This is a genomic window from Streptomyces sp. PKA51 (assembly GCF_057552455.1).
On record NZ_BAAJPZ010000004.1, the window covers coordinates 42483 to 63562 of the forward strand.

Genomic DNA, 21080 nt, shown 5'->3' on the forward strand with positions numbered 1-21080 from the left:
AACTCACACCCCCTTCACCCCTGCTCAATTTAATATGTGCAATTGCACCGGCCCCGAAGGGCGCCCCCGGGGCGGCGGCCCCTCGGCGCCGTCCGGGCGCCCTGCATGCACGCGGGCATAAAAAGATCGCGCTGGACCCGGCGGAGTCCAGCGCGATCGACGACGCACCCAAGTCGGTGGGCTGGGAACCTGTTGGGGCAGGCGTCCCGTCGTTCACTGCTTGGTGGAGCTGTGCTGGGCGACAGCCGGGTTGGGGGCCCCGGAAATCACCCGGTCATTCAGTTGTTCAGGCCTCGCTGCGCTGCTGCGGAATACCCGCCAGCAGGGCACGGACCTCGGCTTCGCGGTAGCGCCGGTGTCCTCCGAGCGTGCGGATGGACGTGAGCTTGCCAGCCTTGGCCCAGCGGGTGACCGTCTTCGGGTCCACGCGGAACATCGTGGCAACCTCAGCCGGGGTCAGCAGCGGCTCGGCATCAGGGGTGCGAGCGGTCATGAGCGGCCTCCTCGGGAGAACCGAACCATCACGTCGGTTCTTTCCTCTAAATTCTGCACCTTGACCCGCGTTGCCCGAAATGGCGGACGCGGGCCGAGTCGGTTATAGGACGAACGGCTTGTCCTCGGCACTACAACTACACCATCTGTCCAGCCACGTCGGCCAAACCGATGGAATTGCCCTCTCAGGTGTTCAACCTCGACGGAAGCCGATGGACCATGCCATAGCGGACAGTCACGCCACCGTGACGATCAGTCACAGCGGGATCAATCAGATCAGGGGTCACCAGATCCGCCAAGGAGTGCAATACCGATCTATCCGCCCTCAGTTAGGCGGAAGGAGCCCTTCCGAGGCTCCTTGTCCTATTTTGCCATGAGGATGGGCGATCGGCGCAAGACCTTCCGTAAGTGCGGTAGGTCACGCTTGCCACAATGGCCCGGATCGGGACCTAGGTCCCGGACCGTGCCCGCCCCGGCCCCACGACGGGCGGTCAGTTGGCGAACTGGCGGTTGCGGACCGCGCTCCAACGCTCCGTCAGCCGCTCGTACGCCGCACCGGCCCGCGCCCCGTCACCCGCCCGCAGCGCCGCCAGTCCCTCCGCCGTGTCGGCCGCGGAGTGGTCCTCGGCCAGTCGTGCTTCCGGAACCATATGCACAAGTCCGCCGTAGTCCAGCTCCACCAGGGACCGCGGATGGAACTCTTCCAGCCATCGCCCCACCTCCACCAGCCCCTCGATCAGCGGTCCCTCCTCGATCGCGTCCCGCAGGGTGCGCAGGCCCCGGGCCACCCGGCGCCGCGCCTGGACCATGGGCGTGCGGTAGCGCATCCGTACCTCGCGGCCGCCCTCACCGCTGTCGTAGTCGCGCTCGTCGTCGGAGAAGAGCACGAACCAGCGCAGCGGCACCTGCCAGGTGGCGGTCCTGATCCACGGCCGGGCGTCGGGATTGCGCTCGAGCCAGTGCTCGTAGTCGGCGACGGCCTGGCGGCGCACCACCGGCGGCAGCGCCGCGTCCAGGACGGGCGCCGGCAGGCTGTCGGCCAGGCTCTGCAGGGCCAGCCAGCCGCGCAGCCGGGTGCGCCAGGGGCACACGCACAGCACGCCGTCGACCACGGCCACGAAGGCGTCGGCGCTCTCGTGCACCGGCACGGGCACCGGCGGGGTGGGCAGGAGGTCGGCGAGCGAGCGGCGCAACTCCTCCTGGGCACCGGGCAGCTCACCGCGCCGGGCGTAGCGCAGCCAGTGGCTGCGCTCGGGCTCGGGGAAGGCCCCCAGCGGCTCGTAGACCCGCAGGTACGCCGCGTACGGGACGGTCATCGACGACGCCACGCCCACGCTCGCTCCCTCAAGCCGTAGGACCCCTGGGGGGCGGCCCGCCGGGCCGCTGCCCGCGGCGTCGCCCCGCGCTCTCGTCCAGATCGTCCCACGACGTCGCAGCACGGGAGGGTGATCCTCGGCACGCGGCCCTTCCCGGGCGCCGCCAGGCCCTACCCTCGTGCCAACCGGCCCTCCGCCACCCCGGGAGGGCGACCTCCGCGACATATGGAGTCACCACCGTGACTGACGTACGTCCCACCACCGAAGCCGCCGGCGGCGTGCTGCAGACCCTGTTCCGATCGGAGCAGGGCGGCCACGAGCAGGTCGTGCTGTGCCAGGACCGCGAGAGCGGCCTGAAGGCCGTGATCGCCGTGCACTCCACCGCCCTGGGCCCGGCCCTGGGTGGTACGCGCTTCTACCCCTACGCCTCCGAGGACGAGGCGGTGCAGGACGCGCTCAACCTCTCGCGCGGCATGTCGTACAAGAACGCCCTGGCCGGGCTCGATCACGGCGGCGGAAAGGCCGTGATCATAGGCGACCCCGACCTGATCAAGACCGAGCAGCTGCTGCTCGCGTACGGCCGCTTCGTGGCCTCCCTGGGCGGCCGCTATGTCACCGCGTGCGACGTCGGCACGTACGTGCAGGACATGGACGTGGTCGCCCGGACGAACCGCTGGACCACCGGCCGCTCCCCCGAGCAGGGCGGCGCCGGCGACTCCTCGGTGCTCACCGCCTTCGGCGTCTTCCAGGGCATGCGGGCGGCCGCGCAGACCCAGTGGGGCGCCCCGACGCTGGCCGGCCGCCGGGTCGGCGTGGCGGGCGTGGGCAAGGTGGGCCACCACCTGGTGGAGCACCTGATCGAGGACGGCGCCGAGGTCGTGATCACGGACGTGCGGGCCGAGGCCGTCGAGCGGATCATGGCCCGGCACCCGAAGGTCACCGCGGTGACCGACGCGGACGTGCTGGTCCGCACCCCGCTGGACGTGTACGCCCCCTGCGCCCTGGGCGGCGCGCTCAACGACGACTCGGTGGCCGCGCTGACCGCGACGGTCGTCTGCGGGGCCGCGAACAACCAGCTGGCCCACCCGGGGGTCGAGAAGGACCTGGCCGACCGGGGCGTGCTCTACGCGCCCGACTACGTCGTGAACGCCGGCGGCGTCATTCAGGTCGCGGACGAGCTGCACGGTTTCGACTTCGAGCGGGCGAAGGCCAAGGCGGCCAAGATTTTCAACACGACTTTGGCCATTTTCGATCGGGCGAAGGCGGACGGCATTCCGCCGGCCGTCGCGGCCGACCGGCTCGCCGAGCAGCGCATGGCGGAGGGGAAAACTGCCCGGGTGACGGCGGAGCAGTGACCGAAACGTTCGGCCTCGGTCCCGCCGTCACTCGTTCGGGTGAGGCCGCTTGGCCGAGTGCCTGAACGAAGGCCGTACACCGGTCCCCACAGTGGGCCGCCGGGCGGTGGTGAAAGGAGAGAAGTGTCACCACCTCTCGGCGGGTCGGCGTCCAGGACACGTTAAAATCGCATCTGACCAGCGAGTACAGAGCGGCTCGCGGGTTGTGCTGCGTGCCACGTCATGCGGGCGACGTACCGTATGGCCGCGGAAGCAGGTACCGTTGAAGCTCTACAGGCCGGACACCCTTGGACAGGGGTCCGCTCTGAACTCATGAACGTGAACGCGTGTCAAGACTCTGGGGCCGCTGAGCCCCGTCAATGAGGGGGTCGAGCCATGGGGCGCGGCCGGGCCAAGGCCAAGCAGACAAAGGTCGCCCGCCAGCTGAAGTACAACAGCGGCGGGACGGACCTGACACGTCTGGCCAGTGAGCTGGGCGCAACATCGCCGACGAAGCAGCCGCCGAACAGCGAGCCGCTCGACGACGAGCTGGACGACGACCCGTACGCTCAGTACGCGGCGCGTTACAACGACGATGAGGACGAGGACGAGCACTCGGCGTCCGACTCGTCCGCATACCGTCGCCGCGCTTGACGCTCTGAAATTTCACCGACCCGGTCCGGGCCTCGCCCGGACCGGGTTCTGTGCTGTCCGTGAAGGGGCGCCGGTGCCCCCGTGCCGCCGCAGCGGCCCGGGAGGGCACCGGCGCCCCTTCACACGGCGTAGTCGCCCGTCAGGACGGCCGCTTCCGGGGCGTCTCCGCGCTCCGTGATCGCTCCGGCCACCCAGGCCTCCAGTCCGCGGTCCGCGCACGTCGCCAGGGCGACGTCGACGGCCTCCGGGGGCACGACGGCGATCATGCCGACGCCCATGTTGAGCGTCTTCTCCAGCTCCGGGCGCGCGACCTTGCCCAGCTCCCCCACGAGGGAGAAGACCGGGCCCGGCGTCCACGTCGTGCGGTCGACGACCGCGCGCAGGTGGTCGGGGATCACGCGGGCGAGGTTGTTGGCGAGCCCGCCGCCGGTGATGTGCGAGAAGGCGTGCACCTCGGTGGTGCGGGTGAGGGCCAGGCAGTCCAGGGAGTAGATCCGCGTGGGCTCCAGCAGCTCCTCGCCCAGCGTGCGGCCGAGCTCGGGCACCTCGCGGTCGAGCTCCCAGCCGGCCCGCTCGAAGAGCACGTGCCGCACCAGTGAGTACCCGTTCGAGTGAAGTCCCGACGAGGCCATCGCGATGACGACGTCACCCGGACGAATGCGCTCGGCGCCCAGCAGCCGGTCGGCCTCGACCACGCCCGTGCCCGCGCCGGCCACGTCGAACTCGTCGGCGCCCAGCAGCCCGGGGTGCTCGGCGGTCTCGCCGCCGACCAGCGCGCAGCCGGCCAGGACGCAGCCCTCGGCGATGCCCTTGACGATCGAGGCGACCCGCTCGGGGTGGACCTTGCCCACGCAGATGTAGTCGGTCATGAACAGCGGCTCGGCGCCGCAGACGACCAGGTCGTCGACGACCATGCCCACGAGGTCGTGGCCGATGGTGTCGTAGACGCCCATGCGGCGGGCGATGTCGACCTTGGTGCCCACGCCGTCGGTGGCGGAGGCCAGCAGCGGGCGCTCGTAGCGCTTGAGGGCGCTGGCGTCGAAGAGGCCGGCGAAGCCGCCGAGGCCGCCGAGGGCCTCGGGGCGGGTGGCCTTCTTCACCCATTGCTTCATCAGCTCGACGGCGCGGTCGCCCGCCTCGATGTCGACGCCCGCGCTCGCGTAGCTGGCGCCGCCGCCGGCACTGGTGGTCTCGGGAGACATGGTCCTCAAGATCTTTCGTGTCGTACGTCAGGGGGTGACGTCAGGGTGGGGTGCGCGGGCGCTACGGGCGCCGGAGCGCGTCGGCGGCGTCGGGGCCGCCGGCGAGCTCGGTCTCCAGCAGGTGCTTGCCGAGCCGCTCGGGGTCGGGCAGCTCCATCGGGTACTCGCCGTCGAAGCAGGCGCGGCACAGGTTGGACTTGGGGATGGACGTCGCCTCGATCATCCCGTCGAGGGAGATGTAGGCGAGGGAGTCCGCGCCCAGCGAGCGGCCGATCTCCTCGACGCTCATGCCGTTGGCGATCAGCTCCGCCCGGGTGGCGAAGTCGATGCCGAAGAAGCAGGGCCACTTGATCGGCGGGGAGGAGATCCGGACGTGGACCTCGGCCGCGCCGGCCTCGCGCAGCATCCGCACCAGGGCGCGCTGGGTGTTGCCGCGGACGATCGAGTCGTCGACGACCACCAGGCGCTTGCCGCGGATGACCTCCTTGAGGGGGTTGAGCTTGAGGCGGATGCCGAGCTGGCGGATGGTCTGGCTGGGCTGGATGAAGGTCCGGCCCACGTAGCTGTTCTTGACCAGGCCGGAGCCGTAGGGGATGCCGCTGGCCTCGGCGTAGCCCACGGCGGCCGGAGTGCCGGACTCCGGGGTCGCTATCACCAGGTCGGCGTCGGCCGGCGCCTCGGCGGCCAGCCGGCGTCCCATCTCCACGCGGGAGAGGTAGACGTTGCGGCCGGCGATGTCGGTGTCGGGGCGGGCGAGGTAGACGTACTCGAAGATGCAGCCCTTGGGGCGGGCCTCGGCGAAGCGGCTGGTCCGCACGCCGTTCTCGTCGATCGCGATCAGCTCGCCGGGTTCGACCTCGCGGACGAAGGTGGCGCCGACGATGTCGAGCGCCGCCGTCTCGGAGGCCACCACCCAGCCGCGCTCCAGGCGGCCGAGGACCAGCGGGCGGATGCCCTGCGGGTCGCGGGCGGCGTAGAGGGTGTGCTCGTCCATGAAGACGAGCGAGAAGGCGCCCCGGACGTCCGGGAGGACCTTCCGGGCGGCTTCCTCCACGGTCAGAGGCTTGCCGTCGTCGTCGGTCTGGCCCGCCAGCAGGGCGGTGACCAGGTCCGTGTCGTTGGTCGCCGCGACCTGGGTGGCCCGCCCCTTGTCCCGGGGCAGGGCCGCGACCATCTCCGCCAGTTCGGCGGTGTTGACCAGGTTGCCGTTGTGGCCGAGGGCGATGGAGCCGTTGGCCGTTGCGCGGAAGGTCGGCTGCGCGTTCTCCCACACCGAAGCTCCGGTGGTGGAGTAGCGGGCGTGACCGACCGCGATGTGGCCCTGGAGGGAGCCGAGGGATGTTTCGTCGAAGACCTGGGAAACCAGTCCCATGTCCTTGAATACGAGGATCTGCGAGCCGTTGCTCACTGCGATGCCCGCGGACTCCTGTCCGCGGTGCTGCAGGGCGTACAGCCCGAAATAGGTGAGTTTGGCGACCTCTTCTCCCGGAGCCCAGACACCGAAGACGCCACAAGCGTCCTGGGGGCCCTTTTCGCCGGGAAGCAGGTCGTGGTTGAGTCGTCCGTCACCACGAGGCACACCTTGAGTCTATGGCAGGGATGAGGTTCATCCGAACCGGGGACGACCGGTTCTGCCTCACACCACGGACAGCCACTCGACGGGCACAGCGCATCACCTTTTCGCACGGCGCATTCGCACGGCGCGCAGGGGAATTCGCTTTAACCGCTCAAGTGAATAGCGGCAGGTATGCGGAGATGTCCGCGCGCTCCCCGCTCGCGGTCACGGTGGTGGCGCGCACGGCGTCCTCCCACCGGGTCCGGCCCGTGGCGAGGCGGATCCAGGTGACCGGATCGCTCTCCACGACGTTCGGCGGGGTGCCGCGGGTGTGCCGGGGGCCCTCGATGCACTGCACCACCGCGAACGGCGGGATGCGCAACTCCACGGAGCCGCCCGGTGCTTTGACCGCCAGCGCGTCCGCGAACAGCCGGGTGACGACCGCGAGGGCGTGCCGGTCGTGCCGCACGGCCGTGCCGGTGGCCTCGGCGAGGTCGTCGGCGTGCACCACGGCCTCCACCAGGCGTGTGACGAGGACGTCGGCCACCGTCATGGGGCCGAGCGCCGTCGCCACCACGTCGGTGGGATCGGCCTGTTCGAGCACCGCCGTCAGCTGCGCGGTGGCTCGATCCAGCCGTTCGGCGACGGCGGCGGGGCCGTCGTCGGTGAGGGCGGCGGCGGCCTCGCTCGTGCGCCGCGCCACGTCCTCGGCCTTCGCGCCGGCCCCGTCGAGGTACTCGACGAGGCCGGTGCGCACGGCCTTTGCACCCGCGGACGGCCGCGGCTCGGCCAGCAGCCGGGGCAACCAGTCCAGCGCGTCGGCGAGGTGGACGATCAGTTCGCCGACCGTCCACCGCCCCAGCCGCGTGGGCGCCGCCAGCAGCGCCCGCGCGTCCGGCTCCGCGCACACCACGGCCACCAGTTCCCGTACGGCCCGGACCTGGCCCTGCAGGGCGGTCCGCACCTTGGCGGGATCGTGGCTGCGGGTACGCGGCTTGCGCTGAGCGGAAGGCATGGCGCGAGCCTAATCGTTGGCCACGCTTCCGGTGGGCCCAACCGGGAGAACCGGCCGGGCCCGACCCGAACGCGTGAGGCGACCGGCGGCGCCCCCGGGCGCGCGCCGTTACGCGAGCAACGCCGGGATGGTGGCCTCGTGCGCCGCACGCAGTTCGGCCAGCGGTAGCGTGAACTGGCCCTGGACGTCGATCTCTTCGCCGTCCACCACGCCGATGCGGGTGGCCGGCAGGCCCCGCGCGCCGCACATGTCGGCGAAGCGGAGCTCCTCGCTGCGGGGGACGGAGACGACCGCCCGGCCCGCGGACTCGGAGAAGAGGAAGACGAAGGGGTCCAGCCCGTCGGGCACCACGATCCGGGCGCCCTTGCCGCCGCGCAGGCACGACTCGACCAGGGCCTGGACCAGGCCGCCGTCGGAGAGGTCGTGCGCCGCGTCCACCATGCCGTCGCGGGAGGCCGCGATGAGGATCTCGGCGAGCAGCTTCTCGCGCTCCAGGTCGACCTTCGGCGGCAGGCCGCCGAGGTGGTCGTGGACGACCTGCGACCAGGCCGAGCCGCCGAGCTCCTCCGCGGTGTCCCCCAGGAGGTACAGCAGCTGGCCCTCCTCCCGGAATGCCATCGGCGTACGGCGGTTGACGTCGTCGATGACGCCGAGTACCGCGACGACGGGGGTCGGGTGGATCGCGGTCTCGCCGGTCTGGTTGTACAGCGAGACGTTGCCGCCGGTCACCGGGGTGCCCAGGGCCAGGCAGCCGTCCGCGAGGCCGCGCGTGGCCTCGGCGAACTGCCACATGACCGCCGGGTCCTCGGGGGAGCCGAAGTTCAGGCAGTTGGAGATCGCCAGCGGGCGGGCGCCGGTGGCGGCCACGTTGCGGTACGACTCGGCGAGCGCCAGCTGGGCGCCGGCGTACGGGTCGAGCTTGGCGTACCGGCCGTTGCCGTCCGTGGCGACCGCGACGCCCAGGCCCGTCTCGGCGTCGATGCGGACCATGCCGGAGTCCTCGGGCTGGGCGAGCACGGTGTTGCCCTGCACGAAGCGGTCGTACTGGTCGGTGATCCAGGACTTGGACGCCTGGTTGGGCGAGGAGATGACCTTCAGGACCTGCTCGCGCAGCTCCTCGGGGGTCTGCGGGCGCGGCAGCGCGTTCGCGTCGTCCGCCTGCAGCGCGTCCTGCCACTCGGGGCGGGCGTACGGGCGCTCGTACACCGGGCCCTCGTGGGCGACGGTGCGCGGCGGGACGTCGACGATCTGCTCGCCGTGCCAGAAGATCTCCAGCCGCTCGCCGTCGGTGACCTCACCGATGACGGTGGCGATGACGTCCCACTTCTCGCAGATCTCCAGGAAGCGGTCGATCTTCGAGGGCTCGACGATCGCGCACATGCGCTCCTGCGACTCGCTCATGAGGATCTCCTCCGGCGAGAGCGTCGCGTCGCGCAGCGGTACGCGGTCGAGCTCGACCCGCATGCCACCGGAACCGGCGCTGGCCAGCTCGCTGGTGGCGCAGGACAGGCCGGCACCGCCGAGGTCCTGGATGCCCTCGACGAGGCCCTCGCGGAAGAGCTCCAGGGTGCACTCGATGAGGAGCTTCTCCTGGAAGGGGTCGCCGACCTGGACGGCGGGGCGCTTGGCGGGCTTGCTGTCGTCGAAGGTCTCGGACGCGAGCACGGAGACGCCGCCGATGCCGTCGCCGCCGGTGCGGGCGCCGTACAGGACGACCTTGTTGCCGGCGCCGGACGCCTTGGCGAGGTGGATGTCCTCGTGCTTCATCACGCCCACGCACAGGGCGTTGACCAGCGGGTTGCCCTGGTAGCAGGCGTCGAAGACGACCTCGCCGCCGATGTTGGGCAGGCCCAGGCAGTTGCCGTAGCCGCCGATGCCCGCGACGACGCCCGGCAGGACGCGCTTGGTGTCGGGGTGGTCGGCGGCGCCGAAGCGCAGCGGGTCCATGACGGCGACCGGGCGGGCGCCCATGGCGAGGATGTCGCGGACGATGCCGCCGACGCCGGTGGCCGCGCCCTGGTAGGGCTCGATGTAGGAGGGGTGGTTGTGCGATTCGACCTTGAAGGTGACCGCGTAGCCCTGGCCGACGTCGACGACGCCGGCGTTCTCGCCGATGCCGACGAGGAGCGCATCGTTCTCCGGGGCCTTCTCGCCGAACTGGCGCAGGTGCACCTTGCTGCTCTTGTAGGAGCAGTGCTCGGACCACATGACGCTGTACATCGCGAGCTCGGCGCCGGTGGGGCGGCGGCCCAGGATCGCGCGGATGCGCTCGTACTCGTCCTGCTTGAGGCCGAGTTCGGCCCAGGGCTGCTCGACGTCGGGGGTCTCGTCGGCGTGCTTGACGGTGTCGAGAGTCATCAGGCGCTGACCAGCTTCTTGAGGAGCGAGGTGAAGAATCCGAGGCCGTCGGTGCGGCCGGTGCCGATGAGGGGCTCGACCGCGTGCTCGGGGTGCGGCATCAGGCCGACGACGTTGCCGGCGGCGTTGGTGATGCCCGCGATGTCGCGCAGCGAGCCGTTGGGGTTGCCGTCGAGGTACCGGAAGGCGACGCGGCCCTCGGCCTCCAGCTCGTCCAGGGTCCGCTCGTCGGCGACGTAGCGGCCGTCGATGTTCTTGAGCGGGACGGAGATCTCCTGGCCCGCCGCGTAGTCGGCCGTCCAGGCGGTCTGCGCGTTCTCCACGCGGAGCTTCTGGTCGCGGCAGATGAAGTGCAGGTGGTTGTTGCGCAGCATGGCGCCGGGCAGCAGGTGGGTCTCGGTCAGGACCTGGAAGCCGTTGCAGATGCCGAGGACCGGCATGCCGGCCTTCGCCTGGTCGATGACGGTCTCCATCACCGGCGAGAAGCGGGAGATGGCGCCCGCGCGCAGGTAGTCGCCGTACGAGAAGCCGCCGGGCAGGACGACCGCGTCGACCTGCTTGAGGTCCTTGTCGCGGTGCCACAGGGGTACTGCTTCCAGGCCGGCGATGCGGACGGCGCGCTGGGTGTCGCGGTCGTCGAGCGTGCCGGGGAAGGTGATGACCCCCACGCGTGCGGTCACGAGTCCACTCGCACGGTGAAGTTCTCGATCACGGTGTTGGCGAGAAACGTTTCGGCCATCTCGTGGATGCGGGCGAGGGCGGCGTCGTCGACGGGTCCCTCCACCTCGAGTTCGAAGCGCTTGCCCTGACGGACGTCGGCGATCCCCTCGAAACCCAGGCGAGGCAGTGCGCGCTGCACCGCCTGCCCCTGCGGGTCGAGGATCTCCGGCTTGAGCATGACGTCGACTACGACGCGTGCCACTGGCACTCCCGGGGTTGGTGCGTGAGCTGAAGCGGTACCGCCAGAGTACAGTCCCGAAAAATCTACGCGCATAGATATGCTGGGCTTATCCTTCGCATTCCCGGTGCGGCCCTTCGGGGACGCTCGGGAAAATTCCGGGAAAAATCCCGGGGGGATGCACCGGGGCGATTGCGGCGACGGGCCGGTACGGAATTTACTGGTGCCGGCAACGCATTGCCCTTTGCCGTACAAATGAATATGTATTGCCCGAGAACAACCGCAACCCCGACGTCGCCGCAGGTCACCGCGGCGATACCTGGCCGAAAGGACCGATTTCCGTGGCACAGCGCGTAGTGGTCACACTCTCCGACGACATCGACGGCGGGGAAGCCGCGGAGACCGTCATCTTCGGGATCGACGGCAAGTCGTACGAGATCGACCTGAATGAAGACAATGCGGAGCGGCTGCGCGACATCTTCGCGCCCTACAAGGAGGCCGCCCGCCGCCAGTCCCGCTCCGGGCGGGCCTACCGCCGCACCGCCGTCGCGCCCGACCCCGCGGCCGTCCGGGCCTGGGCCCGCTCGCGCGGCATGGAGGTGCCGCCGCGCGGCCGCATCCCCAAGGCGGTCTACGAGGCGTTCAACGCGGCCGGCTGACCCCGGCCGCCGGGCCGCCCCGCGCCCACCCCCCGCGGGCGCCCGCCGCACCCTGCGCAGCCCCTCGCAGCGCCCCGCACGGCCGGGCTGATCATCCGACTTGCCAAGCACCCCGGGTGATCAGCTAGAGTCTGGATCACGCCGAGGGGCAAGGCCGGGAAACGGCCGAGCACTTCGAACGTCACGCGGGTGTAGCTCAGTAGTAGAGCGCCCCCTTTCCAAGGGGGAGGCGCAGTGTGCGATTCCTGTCACCCGCTCTGACCGTCCACCGGCCACGTACGTGGTCCGGCTGGAGGGCCATGCGGGTGTAGCTCAGTAGTAGAGCGCCCTCTTTCCAAGAGGGAGGCGCAGTGTGCGATTCCTGTCACCCGCTCCGCACCGTTTACCGACCACCGCAGTGGATCAGGTAGAGTGGTGCTCGCACCGCCCGGTGAGAGCCGGTCGGGAGCAATGCGGACGTAGCTCAGTTGGTAGAGCGCAACCTTGCCAAGGTTGAGGTCGCGAGTTCGAGCCTCGTCGTCCGCTCAGAGAACGAAGGCCCCGGTCATCAGACCGGGGCCTTCGGCGTTCCCCCGGCCCGGAATCGCCGCGATGACATTCGTCATCGCAGGTCATGACAGCCCGCACTGCTCCGCGCCCGGATCCGCCGGGAGCCTTTGAGGCATGGAGTCCAGGGAGAGTGTGATCGAGGTCTCCCGGCTGCACCGGCGATACGGGCGGCCCGGGCAGGACAAGGGATTCGAAGCGGTGCGAGGCGTCTGTTTCACCGTGCGTCGCGGCGAGGTCTTCGCGCTGTTGGGCACGAACGGCGCGGGCAAGACCTCCACCGTCGAGCTGCTGGAGGGCCTGGCCCGGCCGACCGGCGGCGAGGTGCGGGTGCTGGGCCACGACCCGTACGCGCAGCGGCGCCTGGTGCGGCCGCGGATCGGGGTGATGCTGCAGGAGGGCGGCTTCCCCTCCGAGCTGGGGGTCGCCGAGACGGCGACGATGTGGGCCGGCTGCACCACCGGGGCCCGGCCCGTGGCCGAGGCGTTGGCGCTCGTGGGGCTGAGCGGCCGGGGCAAGGTGCGCGTCAAGCAGCTCTCCGGCGGTGAACGGCGCCGGCTGGACCTGGCGCTGGCCCTGCTCGGGCGGCCGGAGGTGCTCTTCCTCGACGAGCCCACCACCGGTCTGGACCCCGAGGCCCGGCACACCACCTGGCAGCTGGTGCGGCGGCTGCGCGAGGAGGGCACCACGGTGCTGCTGACCACGCACTACCTGGAGGAGGCCGAGGCCCTGGCCGACCGGGTGGCGATCATGCGCGAGGGCCGCATCGTCACCGCGGGCACGCCCGCGCAGGTCATCGGCGCCCACCCGGCCCGGATCCGCTTCGCGATGCCGGCCGGCTGGTTCGTCGGCGACCTGCCGCCGCTGGCCGAACTGGGCGTCCTGCGGCACGAGGAGAACGACGGGCGTGTGGAACTGCAGACGTCCGAGCTGCAGCGCACCCTGACCGGGCTGCTGCTGTGGGCCCGGGACAAGGACCTGGAGCTGGAAGGGCTGGACGCGCGAACCGCCTCCCTGGAGGAGGCGTTCCTGGCCATAGCGGGCGCATCTGCGGACGTACCGGCAGGCGTACCGGCAGGCGTACCGGCAGGCGTACCGGCAGGCGTACCGACGGGTGTTTCCGCGGGGAGGGGCGAGTGATGGCGACGACGGGGACGGTCACGGGGCCGCGGCGGGCCCTCGCCCTGGGGAAGGCGGAGCTGACCCTGCTCGGCCGCAACAGGACGGCGCTCTCCATGACCCTCCTGATGCCCGCGCTCATGATCTACGCGATGCGTGCGGGCGCCCAGCAGGTGGACCTGGGCCGCAGCGGGATGTCGCTGAAGGAGGTCACCATGACGGGGGCCTTCGGCTACGTCCTGATCTTCTGCGTCTACTACAACCTGATGAGCGCCTATACGGCGCGGCGCGAGGAGCTCGTCCTCAAGCGGCTGCGCACCGGCGAGGCCGGCGACCTGGAGATCCTCGCGGGCACGGCCCTGCCGTCGGCGCTGATCGCGCTGGTGCAGTGCGTCCTGCTGGTGGTGGCGGGTGTCACCTGGCTGGGCATGCCCCTCCCGGCGCGACCCGAACTCCTCGTGGCGGGGGCGCTGCTGGGCGTGGTCGTGCTGAGCGCGCTGGCGGCCGCGTCCACGGCCTTCGCCCGCAGCTCGGAGAGCGCCCAGCTCGCGGCGATGCCGCTGGCGATGGTCTCGCTGCTGGGCTCGGGCATCTTCGTCCCGCTCGACCTCTTCCCGGACACCCTCGCGCGGGTCTGCGAGGTGCTGCCGCTGACGGGGGTGGTGCAGCTGGTGCGCGAGGGCTGGCTGGGCGGGGCGGGCGCGGGGAGCGTGCTCGCCCACCTGGGGGCCGCCTTGGTCTGGGTCGGCCTGGGGGTGTTTGCTGTACGACGGTGGTTCCGCTGGGAACCACGGCGCTGAGCTGGGCAAATCCAATACGGGGGGTGGCGCGCGTGTTCCGGCGGGTGCGGGCGTTCCGGCGCCAGAGCAAGGTCAAGCAGATCGACATGTACTCGCGCGGTGCGCTGTACGTGGTCCCGTGGTTCTTCCTCCTCGCCCAGAGCGCCTCGTTGTTGGCGCTGGCCGGGCAGGGGGCGGTGAGCACGGTCCTCACCGTGGCCTTCCTCGCCGTCGGCGTCGCCCAGGCCGCCACGGGGGCCGGGCTGATCCGGCGGGCCCTCGACCACTACCTCGACAAGAGCGGCGAGGCCCCCGTGCCACGGGGGCGGCTGGTCCTCGCCACGGCCCTGCTGGCGCTGGCGCTGTGCCTGCTCGCCGCGATGCTGGGCAGGCACCCGTCCGAGGACGCCCTCCAGGCCGCGCCCACGCTGCTCATGGGCACCTCGCTGCCGCCGGCCGGCGCCTTCTGCCTCCTGGTGCGCAAGCGCGTGTACGCGGCGGTGTGCGCGGGGGTCTCCCTGCTGCTGGCGTGGGTGCCGTTCGCGGTGATCGGGCTGCCGTTCCCGGTGCTCGCGGGCATTGCGGTGGGCGCGCTCTTCCAGTGCGGGTGGGTCATGCTCATGGCCCGCGTCTCCGGCTGGATGCTGTCGATCATCTGGGAGGTCGACGCGGCCCGCGCGGTCCAGGCACGGCTGGCGGTCGCGGAGGAACGGCTGCGGTTCTCCCGGGACATGCACGACATCCTCGGCCGCAATCTGGCGGCGATCGCGCTCAAGAGCGAGCTCGCGGTGCAGCTGTCCCGGCGGGGGGCCGGGGCGGCCGCCGACCAGATGGCCGAGGTGCAGCGCATCGCGCAGGAGTCGCAGCGGGAGCTGCGCGAGGTCGTCCGCGGCTACCGCGAGGCGGATCTGCACACGGAACTGGCCGGAGCGCGCGGCATCCTGACCGCGGCCGGCATCGCCTGCCGCATCGACGACGCACCGGCCGCCGACGGCGACCTGCCCCCGGCGGTGCAGTCGGCGCTGGCGTGGGTGGTGCGGGAGGCCACGACGAACGTGCTGCGGCACGCGGACGCGCGGCGGTGCGAGGTGCGGCTGCGGCGCGTGGGGGGCACGGCGGTGCTGACCGTCGACAACGACGGCGCGAGCGCCGGCGGGGCCGGGGGCGGCGCCGGTTCCGGGCTGGCCGGCCTGCGGGAGCGCCTGGCGGCGCTGGGGGGCACGGTGGACGCGGCGTACGGGGACTGCGCCACGTTCCGGGTGACGGCGCGGGTCCCGGTGGGCGCGGCGGCGGATCCCTCGCCCGCGCCACCCCCGCCCGCCGTGACGGTGAGCGGCGTGCGCCGGTGGGCCGCGGCCGGCGAGGGGAGGACCGTGTGATCCGCGTCATGCTCGCCGACGACGAGCACCTCATTCGCGGGGCGCTGGCCGCGCTGCTCGGGCTGGAGGACGACCTGCGCGTCGTCGCCGAGGCCGCCAGCGGGCCGGAGGCGCTCGCCATGGCCCGGGCCCACCGGCCCGACGTGGCCGTTCTGGATCTCCAGATGCCAGGGCTGGACGGTGTGACAGTGGCCACATCGCTGCGGGCCGAACTCCCCGGCTGCCGCACCATGATCGTGACGGGTCACGGGCGGCCCGGGCACCTGAAGCGGGCCCTGGAGGCGGGCGTGCGCGGCTTCGTCCCGAAGACGGTGTCGGCCCAGCGGCTCGCCGAGATCATCCGCACGGTGCACGGCGGAAGCCGCTATGTGGACCCGGAGTTGGCGGCCGACGCCATCAGCGCCGGCGACTCCCCGCTGACCGCGCGCGAGGCGGAGCTGCTGGAACTGGCCGAGGACGGCGCCCCCGTCGCGGAGATCGCCGAGCGCGCCCGGCTCACCCCCGGCACGGTGCGGAACTACCTCTCCTCGGCCGCCGCGAAGCTCGGCGCGGAGAACCGTCACGCGGCGGCGCGCATCGCACGCGCCCAGGGTTGGCTATAGTGGAACCCGCACCGCACGGAAACGCGCGGAGCGAATGCGGACGTAGCTCAGTTGGTAGAGCGCAACCTTGCCAAGGTTGAGGTCGCGAGTTCGAGCCTCGTCGTCCGCTCAGGGAGCGAAGGCCCCGGTCACCGACCGGGGCCTTCGTCGTGTGCCCGGGGCATGGTCAGCCGGAAGAGAGCGCCGCCGCCCGGCGCGTGCTCGGCCGTCAGCTCCGCGCCGTGCGCCCGGGCGATCTGCCGGGCCATGGCCAGGCCCAGCCCGGAGCCGGGCAGTGCCCGGGCCTGCCGCGAGCGGTAGAAACGGTCGAAGACGTGCGGAAGGTCCTCGGGCGTGATGCCCGGGCCGTGGTCGCGCACCGTGAGGCAGGCGCTGCCCTGCGTACGCCGCAGCTCCACGTCCACCGTCGCACCGGCCGGGCTGAACTTGGCCGCGTTGTCGAGGAGGTTGCCCAGCAGCCGGGCCAGCCGGGCGGGCACGCCCGCCACGGTCACCGGCACGACGTCGGCCGTGAAGAGCGTCGCCGGCCAGTGGCCGCGGGCGTCGGCCACGCAGCGCTCGGCGAGCCGGTCCAGGCGCACCTGCTCCACCAAGGGCTGCGGTTCCTCGTCCCGGGCGAGCTCGATCAGGTCGCCCACCATGCCGGTCACCTCGCGCAGCTGCCGGCCCAGCGCGTCGGCGGCGCGCGTGCGCTGGGCCGGCGAGAGCCGCTCGGCGCGGGCGAGGAGTTCGGCGTTGGTGCGCAGGGCGGTCAGCGGCGTGCGCAGCTCGTGCGAGGCGTCGGCGACCAGGCGGCGCTGGGCCGCCACGGCCTCCTCCAGCTCGCCGAGCATGGTGTTGAAGCTGGTGGCCAGGCGGGTGATCTCGTCCCCGCGGCGGGCCTCGTAGGGGGCCAGCTCGATGCGGTGGGCCGCATCGCGGGTGGCGGCGATGCGCTCGGCGGTCGCGGTCAGCCGCGTCACCGGGCGCAGCGAGGTCCGCGAGGCGGCGTACCCCAGGCCCGCGGCGAGCAGGACGCCCGCGCCGCCGACCGCGCCGAGGAGCAGCCCGGCCTGGCGCACGCCCTGGTCGACGGAGTCGGAGCGCGCCGCGACCTGCAGGGCCTGGCCTCTGCGCCCGGGCAGGGGCGTGGTGAGCATCCGCATGGGGCGGCCGTCGTGGGTGATGTCGCTGTAGTACGGGCCGAGGGTGCCGGCGGCGACGCGGCGGGTGGCGCCGGTGACGGGCAGGAGCAGGCCGCCGTGCGGGCCGGGGCCGGGGGCCGCCGGGTCGGCGCCCACGATCTGGGCGCAGGCCGGTGCGGCCCGCCAGGCGCACTGGTCCCCCACCACGCCGGGGCCGCTGCCGCGGCTCTGCTGGGCGATCAGCTGGGCCTGCTGGCGCAGCTGCAGGTCGAGCTGGCGCACGAGCTCGTAGCGGATGACGACGTAGGCGGCCGCGAGGACGCCGAGGGCGACGACGGCCACGGCGGCGGTGGTCACCAGGGCCAGGCGGGCGCGCAGGGGCCTGCGGCGCAGCAGGGCTCTCACGGCGTCTCTTTGAGCCGGTAGCCGACGCCGTGCACGGTGTGCACCAGGCGGGACGCGCCGCCGGCCTCCAGCTTGCGGCGCAGGTAGCCGACGTAGACGGCGAGCGAGTTGGATTCCGGGCCGAAGTCGGCGCCCCACACCCGCTCCTGGATCAGCTCCCGCGGCAGCACCTGTCCGGGGTGGCGCATCAAGAGCTCCAGCAGGGCGAACTCGGTCCGGGTGAACTCGATGGCCCGGCCCGCGCGCTCGCCGGTGCGAGTGGCCGGGTCGGCGGTCAGGTCGGCGAAGGTCAGCGGCCCCTCGCAGGCGTCGTGCTGCTCGGGCGCGGGGGCGGCACGGCGCAGCAGGGCCCGCAGCCGGGCGAAGAGCTCGTCGAGCGCGAACGGCTTGACGAGGTAGTCGTCGGCCCCGGCGTCCAGGCCGGCCACGCGGTCGGAGACCGCGTCACGGGCGGTCAGGACGAGCACGGGCGTACGGTCGCCCAGCTCCCGCAGCCGGCGGCAGACGGCGAGGCCGTCGAGGACGGGCATGGCGAGGTCCAGGACGAGGGCGTCCGGGGGCGCGGCGGCCACGGCGGACAGGGCGGCGAGGCCGTCGGGGGCCTCGCGCACGGTGTAGCCCTCGACGGTGAGGCCGTCGGCGACGGCGGCACGGACATCGGGGTCGTCGTCGACGACGAGGATGGACGGCGGCGGCATGGTGCCCACGATCGCAGACGGGGCCGGTGCGCCTCCGGCGGGCCGGGCGCGGGGCCCGCTCAGCGGCCCCCGTCCGTCTTCTACTGGGCGGGCAGCAGTCTCGGCGCCTCCTTCAGCCCCGCGGCGCTCCTGCTGTGGGCGACGACCCGCCGTGTCGACCTGCCCGGCGAGGCCCCGTCTTAGGACGCGTCCAGCGCCCCGCTAGGGGCGCGGGGAACTGCGCGATCAGCCACCGGCGGCCCGCAGTCGACCTGCCGTCCCCGACCCTGCGGGTGCGTCGTGGCCGATCGCGCAGTTCCCCGCGCCCCTGACGGGGCAGCGCCGATCCGCGGCTACCGCCGCGTGGGGCGGGGCGTTATGCCCACTTCGTGCCGGTGAGGCGCTCGTACGCCTCCACGTACTTCGCCCGCGTCCGCTCGACGACCTCCGCCGGCAGCTCCGGTGGCGGCGTCGTGCCGTGGCGGTCCCAGCCGGATGCCGGGGACGTCAGCCAGTCGCGGACGTACTGCTTGTCGAAGGACGGCTGCGCGCGCCCGGGCTGCCAGGTCTCCGCGGGCCAGAAGCGGGAGGAGTCCGGCGTGAGGACCTCGTCGGCGAGGACGAGCCCGGCCTCGCCGTCGTCGCCCTTCGCGAAGCCGAACTCGAACTTCGTGTCGGCGAGGAGGATGCCGCGCTCGCGCGCGATGTCGCGGGCGCGGCTGTAGACGGCGAGGGTGAGCTGCCGGAGCATGGCGGCGGTCTCCGCGCCGACCCGGCGGGCGACCTCCTCGTAGGAGACGTTCTCGTCGTGCTCGCCGACCTCCGCCTTCGTCGCGGGCGTGAAGATCGGGGAGGGGAGTTCGGAGCCGTCCTGAAGGCCCTCGGGCAGGGCGAGCCCGCACACGGTGCGGCTCTCCCGGTACTCGGCGAGGCCGGAGCCGGTGAGGTAGCCGCGGGCGACGCACTCGACGGGGACCATGTCGAGGTCGCGGCAGATCAGGGTGCGCCCGGCCCAGTCGGCGGGGGCGCCCGCGGGCACCTCGGTGGAGATGACGTGGTGGGGGGCGAGGTCGGCGAGCAGGTCGAACCACCACAGGGAGAGCTGGGTGAGGACGCGGCCCTTGTCGGGGATCTCGGTGGGCAGCACCCAGTCGTAGGCGGACATGCGGTCGCTGGCGACCATCACCAGGTTTCCGGCCTCGTCGCGGTAGAGGTCGCGGACCTTGCCGGTGTGCAGGTGGACCAGGCCCGGCACCTGGGCCGGCTTGGGCTTCTCGACGAATCCGGACACGCGTCCTCCTGGTGGTTTGTCCAAACACCCCGATTCTGCCGCACGGCCGTGCGCTGCCGCCGGGAGGGGTCAGACGCGTTTGCAGATGCGGTCGAGGAGATTGGCCGTGGCCCGCTGGATGCGGGGGTCGACGTGACCGGGCCGGTCGAGGGCGGGGGACCAGGCGAAGGTGCCGGAGGCGAAGACGAGGGCGCCGCTGGGAGCCCGGTAGAGCGAGGTCTCCTGGTGTCGGGTGACGCCTTCGCCGTCCTTGTACGGGGAGTGGGTCAGCAGGATGCGGCGGGTGTGCTCGGGCAGGGCGGTGCGCGGGAAGTAGCGGTCGGCCTCGCCGGCGACGAGCCCGGGCAGTTCGTCGCCCTCGCCGGCGCCGGTGGCCTCCCACAGCCAGTGGTCGGCGTTGCGGACGACCATGGGGGCCGGCTCGGGGACGCGGCCGGCGTACTGGATGCCCAGGAGCTGCTGTTCGGCCGGCGCCTGCTCGCGCCACAGGGCGGGGCGGCCGGGGCCGCGGCGCTTGCGGCAGGTCAGCAGCTGGTGGGGGCCGGCCGGGGAGGCGGCGAGCTCCACGCGCCAGTACATGGTGTTGGCGGAGAGGAAGACGAGCGAGGTGCCGCAGTCGCGGGCGTGTTCGACGGAGCGGCGCATCTCGGCCGTCCAGTACTCGTCGTGGCCGGGGAAGACGACGCCCCGGTGGCGTGCCGGATCGATTCGCCCGGCGTGCAGGTCGCGGGTCTCGGCGTAGGCGAGGTCGTATCCGTAGCGCTCGGCCCAGCGGATGAAGTCGTAGGCGTGGCCGACGTGCATGGGCAGGCCGGCGCCGGCGTAGGGGCGGTCGAAGGAGACGGTGGTGGCGGCGCCCTCCTCGCCGAGCAGCCGGCCCTCGTCGTCCCAGGCGTGGTAGAGGCTGGCGCCGGTGCGGCCGTCCTCGGGGTAGAGGTTGTAGGCCTGCCAGGTGATGTCGGGCAGGACCAGCAGCAGGTCGGCGGGCTTGCCGTCGCGAACGGTGAAGGGGATGTGGCTGCGGTAGCCGTCGGCGGTGGTCAGCACGGCCACATAGGCGCCGCTGCTCCAGAAGGCGGGGATCTGCAACCGCCAGGACAGCCACCAGTGGTGGCAGGAGACGGTGCGCTCGGCGACGAGCGGCGGGGGCTGGACGATGCCGGACAGCCGGGGGCTGGTGGTGATCTTCGCTGCGCCCACGCCGCCGTAGTGGCCGATGCGGTAGATGTCGACGCTGAACTGCTGCGGTGGGTCGACGGTGATGCGGAAGTCGATGGCCTCGCCGGGGGCGACGGCGCTGGCGGAGGCGAAGCCCTTGATCTGGCAGTGGACGTCGTCGGCGGCGCGCGGCCCGGGTCTGCGGGGCGGCGGGATGCGGGCCTCGGCGGGGGCCGGGACCGGGTCGACGTACCAGGGGATGATCTGCCCGGTGCCGTCGAAGTAGAACTCGCCGCCGCGCAGCCAGGGCAGCGGCCCCTGCCCGAACGGGTCCGAGACGGCGTGCGCGAGCGCGCCGGACTCCCAGCGGCGGTTGTGCTCCCTCTCCATGTGCGCTCCCTCCCCTGGGCCACCGCATACCTTTTCGGTTTCCCGGCAGATTCCCAGCAGATCACATGACGCAACCGGTCCGTCACCGATCGTCGGGAAATTCCCCGAAAGTGATGGCTCTGCCCCT

19 protein-coding genes and 4 tRNA genes are annotated in these 21080 nt (G+C 72.3%); 11 read left to right on the forward strand and 12 right to left on the reverse strand.

The window, feature by feature from the left end:
* Positions 1-286 precede the first annotated feature (286 nt).
* Both bldC and AC27L3_RS07395 read right to left on the reverse strand, forming a co-directional pair.
* Positions 287-493, reverse strand: coding sequence for a developmental transcriptional regulator BldC (gene bldC / locus AC27L3_RS07390; RefSeq protein ID WP_003949541.1), 207 nt, complete (start codon positions 491-493; stop codon positions 287-289).
* A gap of 490 nt (positions 494-983) precedes the next feature.
* A complete protein-coding gene (locus tag AC27L3_RS07395; RefSeq protein ID WP_487233204.1) occupies positions 984-1826 on the reverse strand; it encodes a DUF8083 family protein in 843 nt (280 codons plus the stop codon).
* 221 nt (positions 1827-2047) lie between these two features.
* Here AC27L3_RS07395 and AC27L3_RS07400 point away from each other — a divergent pair, with 221 nt between their 5' ends.
* Together AC27L3_RS07400 and AC27L3_RS07405 are read left to right on the forward strand one after the other, a co-directional pair.
* Entirely contained in the window at positions 2048-3163 is a 1116-nt protein-coding gene (locus AC27L3_RS07400; protein ID WP_487233205.1) for a Leu/Phe/Val dehydrogenase, read from the forward strand.
* Positions 3164-3538: 375 nt separating this feature from the next.
* Entirely contained in the window at positions 3539-3796 is a 258-nt protein-coding gene (locus AC27L3_RS07405; RefSeq protein ID WP_487233206.1) for a DUF3073 domain-containing protein, read from the forward strand.
* Between the two features lie 119 nt (positions 3797-3915).
* Here the strand turns inward: AC27L3_RS07405 and purM are convergent, their stop codons facing one another.
* The 6 genes from purM to purS all read right to left on the reverse strand — a co-directional run bounded on the left by purM (position 3916) and on the right by purS (position 10848).
* Positions 3916-4998 (reverse strand): phosphoribosylformylglycinamidine cyclo-ligase, encoded by a 1083-nt coding sequence (purM, locus tag AC27L3_RS07410; RefSeq protein ID WP_487233207.1) that lies wholly within the window; start codon positions 4996-4998, stop codon positions 3916-3918.
* A 61-nt stretch (positions 4999-5059) separates the two neighbouring features.
* A complete protein-coding gene (gene purF, locus AC27L3_RS07415; RefSeq protein WP_487233208.1) occupies positions 5060-6577 on the reverse strand; it encodes an amidophosphoribosyltransferase in 1518 nt (505 codons plus the stop codon).
* Positions 6578-6725: 148 nt separating this feature from the next.
* Positions 6726-7568 (reverse strand): sterol carrier family protein, encoded by an 843-nt coding sequence (locus tag AC27L3_RS07420; RefSeq protein ID WP_487233209.1) that lies wholly within the window; start codon positions 7566-7568, stop codon positions 6726-6728.
* 108 nt (positions 7569-7676) lie between these two features.
* Positions 7677-9926, reverse strand: coding sequence for a phosphoribosylformylglycinamidine synthase subunit PurL (gene purL / locus AC27L3_RS07425; RefSeq protein WP_487233210.1), 2250 nt, complete (start codon positions 9924-9926; stop codon positions 7677-7679).
* Positions 9926-10606 carry a phosphoribosylformylglycinamidine synthase subunit PurQ gene (gene purQ, locus AC27L3_RS07430; protein ID WP_487233211.1) on the reverse strand — a complete coding sequence of 227 codons (681 nt, stop codon included), beginning with the start codon at positions 10604-10606 and terminating at the stop codon, positions 9926-9928. The genes purL and purQ overlap by 1 nt, the downstream gene beginning before the upstream one ends.
* Complete coding sequence (purS, locus tag AC27L3_RS07435; RefSeq protein ID WP_030367046.1) at positions 10603-10848, reverse strand: phosphoribosylformylglycinamidine synthase subunit PurS; 246 nt, start codon at positions 10846-10848, stop codon at positions 10603-10605. Before purS ends, purQ begins: the two co-directional genes overlap by 4 nt.
* Before the next feature lie 317 nt (positions 10849-11165).
* On the opposite strand from purS, the gene AC27L3_RS07440 reads away from it, so the two are divergent.
* From AC27L3_RS07440 to AC27L3_RS07480, 9 genes are all read left to right on the forward strand, one after another.
* Entirely contained in the window at positions 11166-11483 is a 318-nt protein-coding gene (locus tag AC27L3_RS07440) for a histone-like nucleoid-structuring protein Lsr2 (RefSeq protein WP_344438592.1), read from the forward strand.
* 185 nt (positions 11484-11668) lie between these two features.
* Positions 11669-11740 (forward strand) — tRNA-Gly (locus AC27L3_RS07445).
* A gap of 44 nt (positions 11741-11784) precedes the next feature.
* Positions 11785-11856, forward strand: a tRNA-Gly gene (locus AC27L3_RS07450).
* 79 nt (positions 11857-11935) lie between these two features.
* A tRNA-Gly gene (locus AC27L3_RS07455) sits at positions 11936-12008 on the forward strand.
* 138 nt (positions 12009-12146) lie between these two features.
* Positions 12147-13169: an ABC transporter ATP-binding protein gene (locus tag AC27L3_RS07460; RefSeq protein ID WP_487233212.1), complete on the forward strand. Its 1023-nt coding sequence runs from the start codon at positions 12147-12149 to the stop codon at positions 13167-13169.
* Positions 13169-13948, forward strand: a complete 780-nt coding sequence (locus AC27L3_RS07465) for an ABC transporter permease (RefSeq protein ID WP_487233213.1) — start codon at positions 13169-13171, stop codon at positions 13946-13948. The genes AC27L3_RS07460 and AC27L3_RS07465 overlap by 1 nt, the downstream gene beginning before the upstream one ends.
* 23 nt (positions 13949-13971) lie before the next feature.
* The gene (locus AC27L3_RS07470) at positions 13972-15306 is read left to right on the forward strand and encodes a sensor histidine kinase (protein ID WP_487233214.1); all 1335 of its coding nucleotides are present in this window, start codon (positions 13972-13974) and stop codon (positions 15304-15306) included.
* An 8-nt stretch (positions 15307-15314) separates the two neighbouring features.
* Positions 15315-15908, forward strand: a complete 594-nt coding sequence (locus AC27L3_RS07475) for a response regulator transcription factor (protein WP_365968004.1) — start codon at positions 15315-15317, stop codon at positions 15906-15908.
* Between the two features lie 36 nt (positions 15909-15944).
* Positions 15945-16017, forward strand: a tRNA-Gly gene (locus AC27L3_RS07480).
* A gap of 19 nt (positions 16018-16036) precedes the next feature.
* Here AC27L3_RS07480 and AC27L3_RS07485 read toward each other — a convergent pair.
* From AC27L3_RS07485 to AC27L3_RS07500, 4 genes are all read right to left on the reverse strand, one after another.
* On the reverse strand, positions 16037-17428 hold the full coding sequence (locus AC27L3_RS07485; RefSeq protein WP_487233502.1) for a sensor histidine kinase: 1392 nt from the start codon (positions 17426-17428) through the stop codon (positions 16037-16039).
* A 5-nt stretch (positions 17429-17433) separates the two neighbouring features.
* The gene (locus AC27L3_RS07490; RefSeq protein WP_487233215.1) at positions 17434-18135 is read right to left on the reverse strand and encodes a response regulator transcription factor; all 702 of its coding nucleotides are present in this window, start codon (positions 18133-18135) and stop codon (positions 17434-17436) included.
* A 355-nt stretch (positions 18136-18490) separates the two neighbouring features.
* Entirely contained in the window at positions 18491-19405 is a 915-nt protein-coding gene (locus AC27L3_RS07495; RefSeq protein ID WP_487233216.1) for a phosphoribosylaminoimidazolesuccinocarboxamide synthase, read from the reverse strand.
* Between the two features lie 69 nt (positions 19406-19474).
* Entirely contained in the window at positions 19475-20953 is a 1479-nt protein-coding gene (locus tag AC27L3_RS07500) for a N,N-dimethylformamidase beta subunit family domain-containing protein (RefSeq protein WP_487233217.1), read from the reverse strand.
* Positions 20954-21080 lie beyond the last annotated feature (127 nt).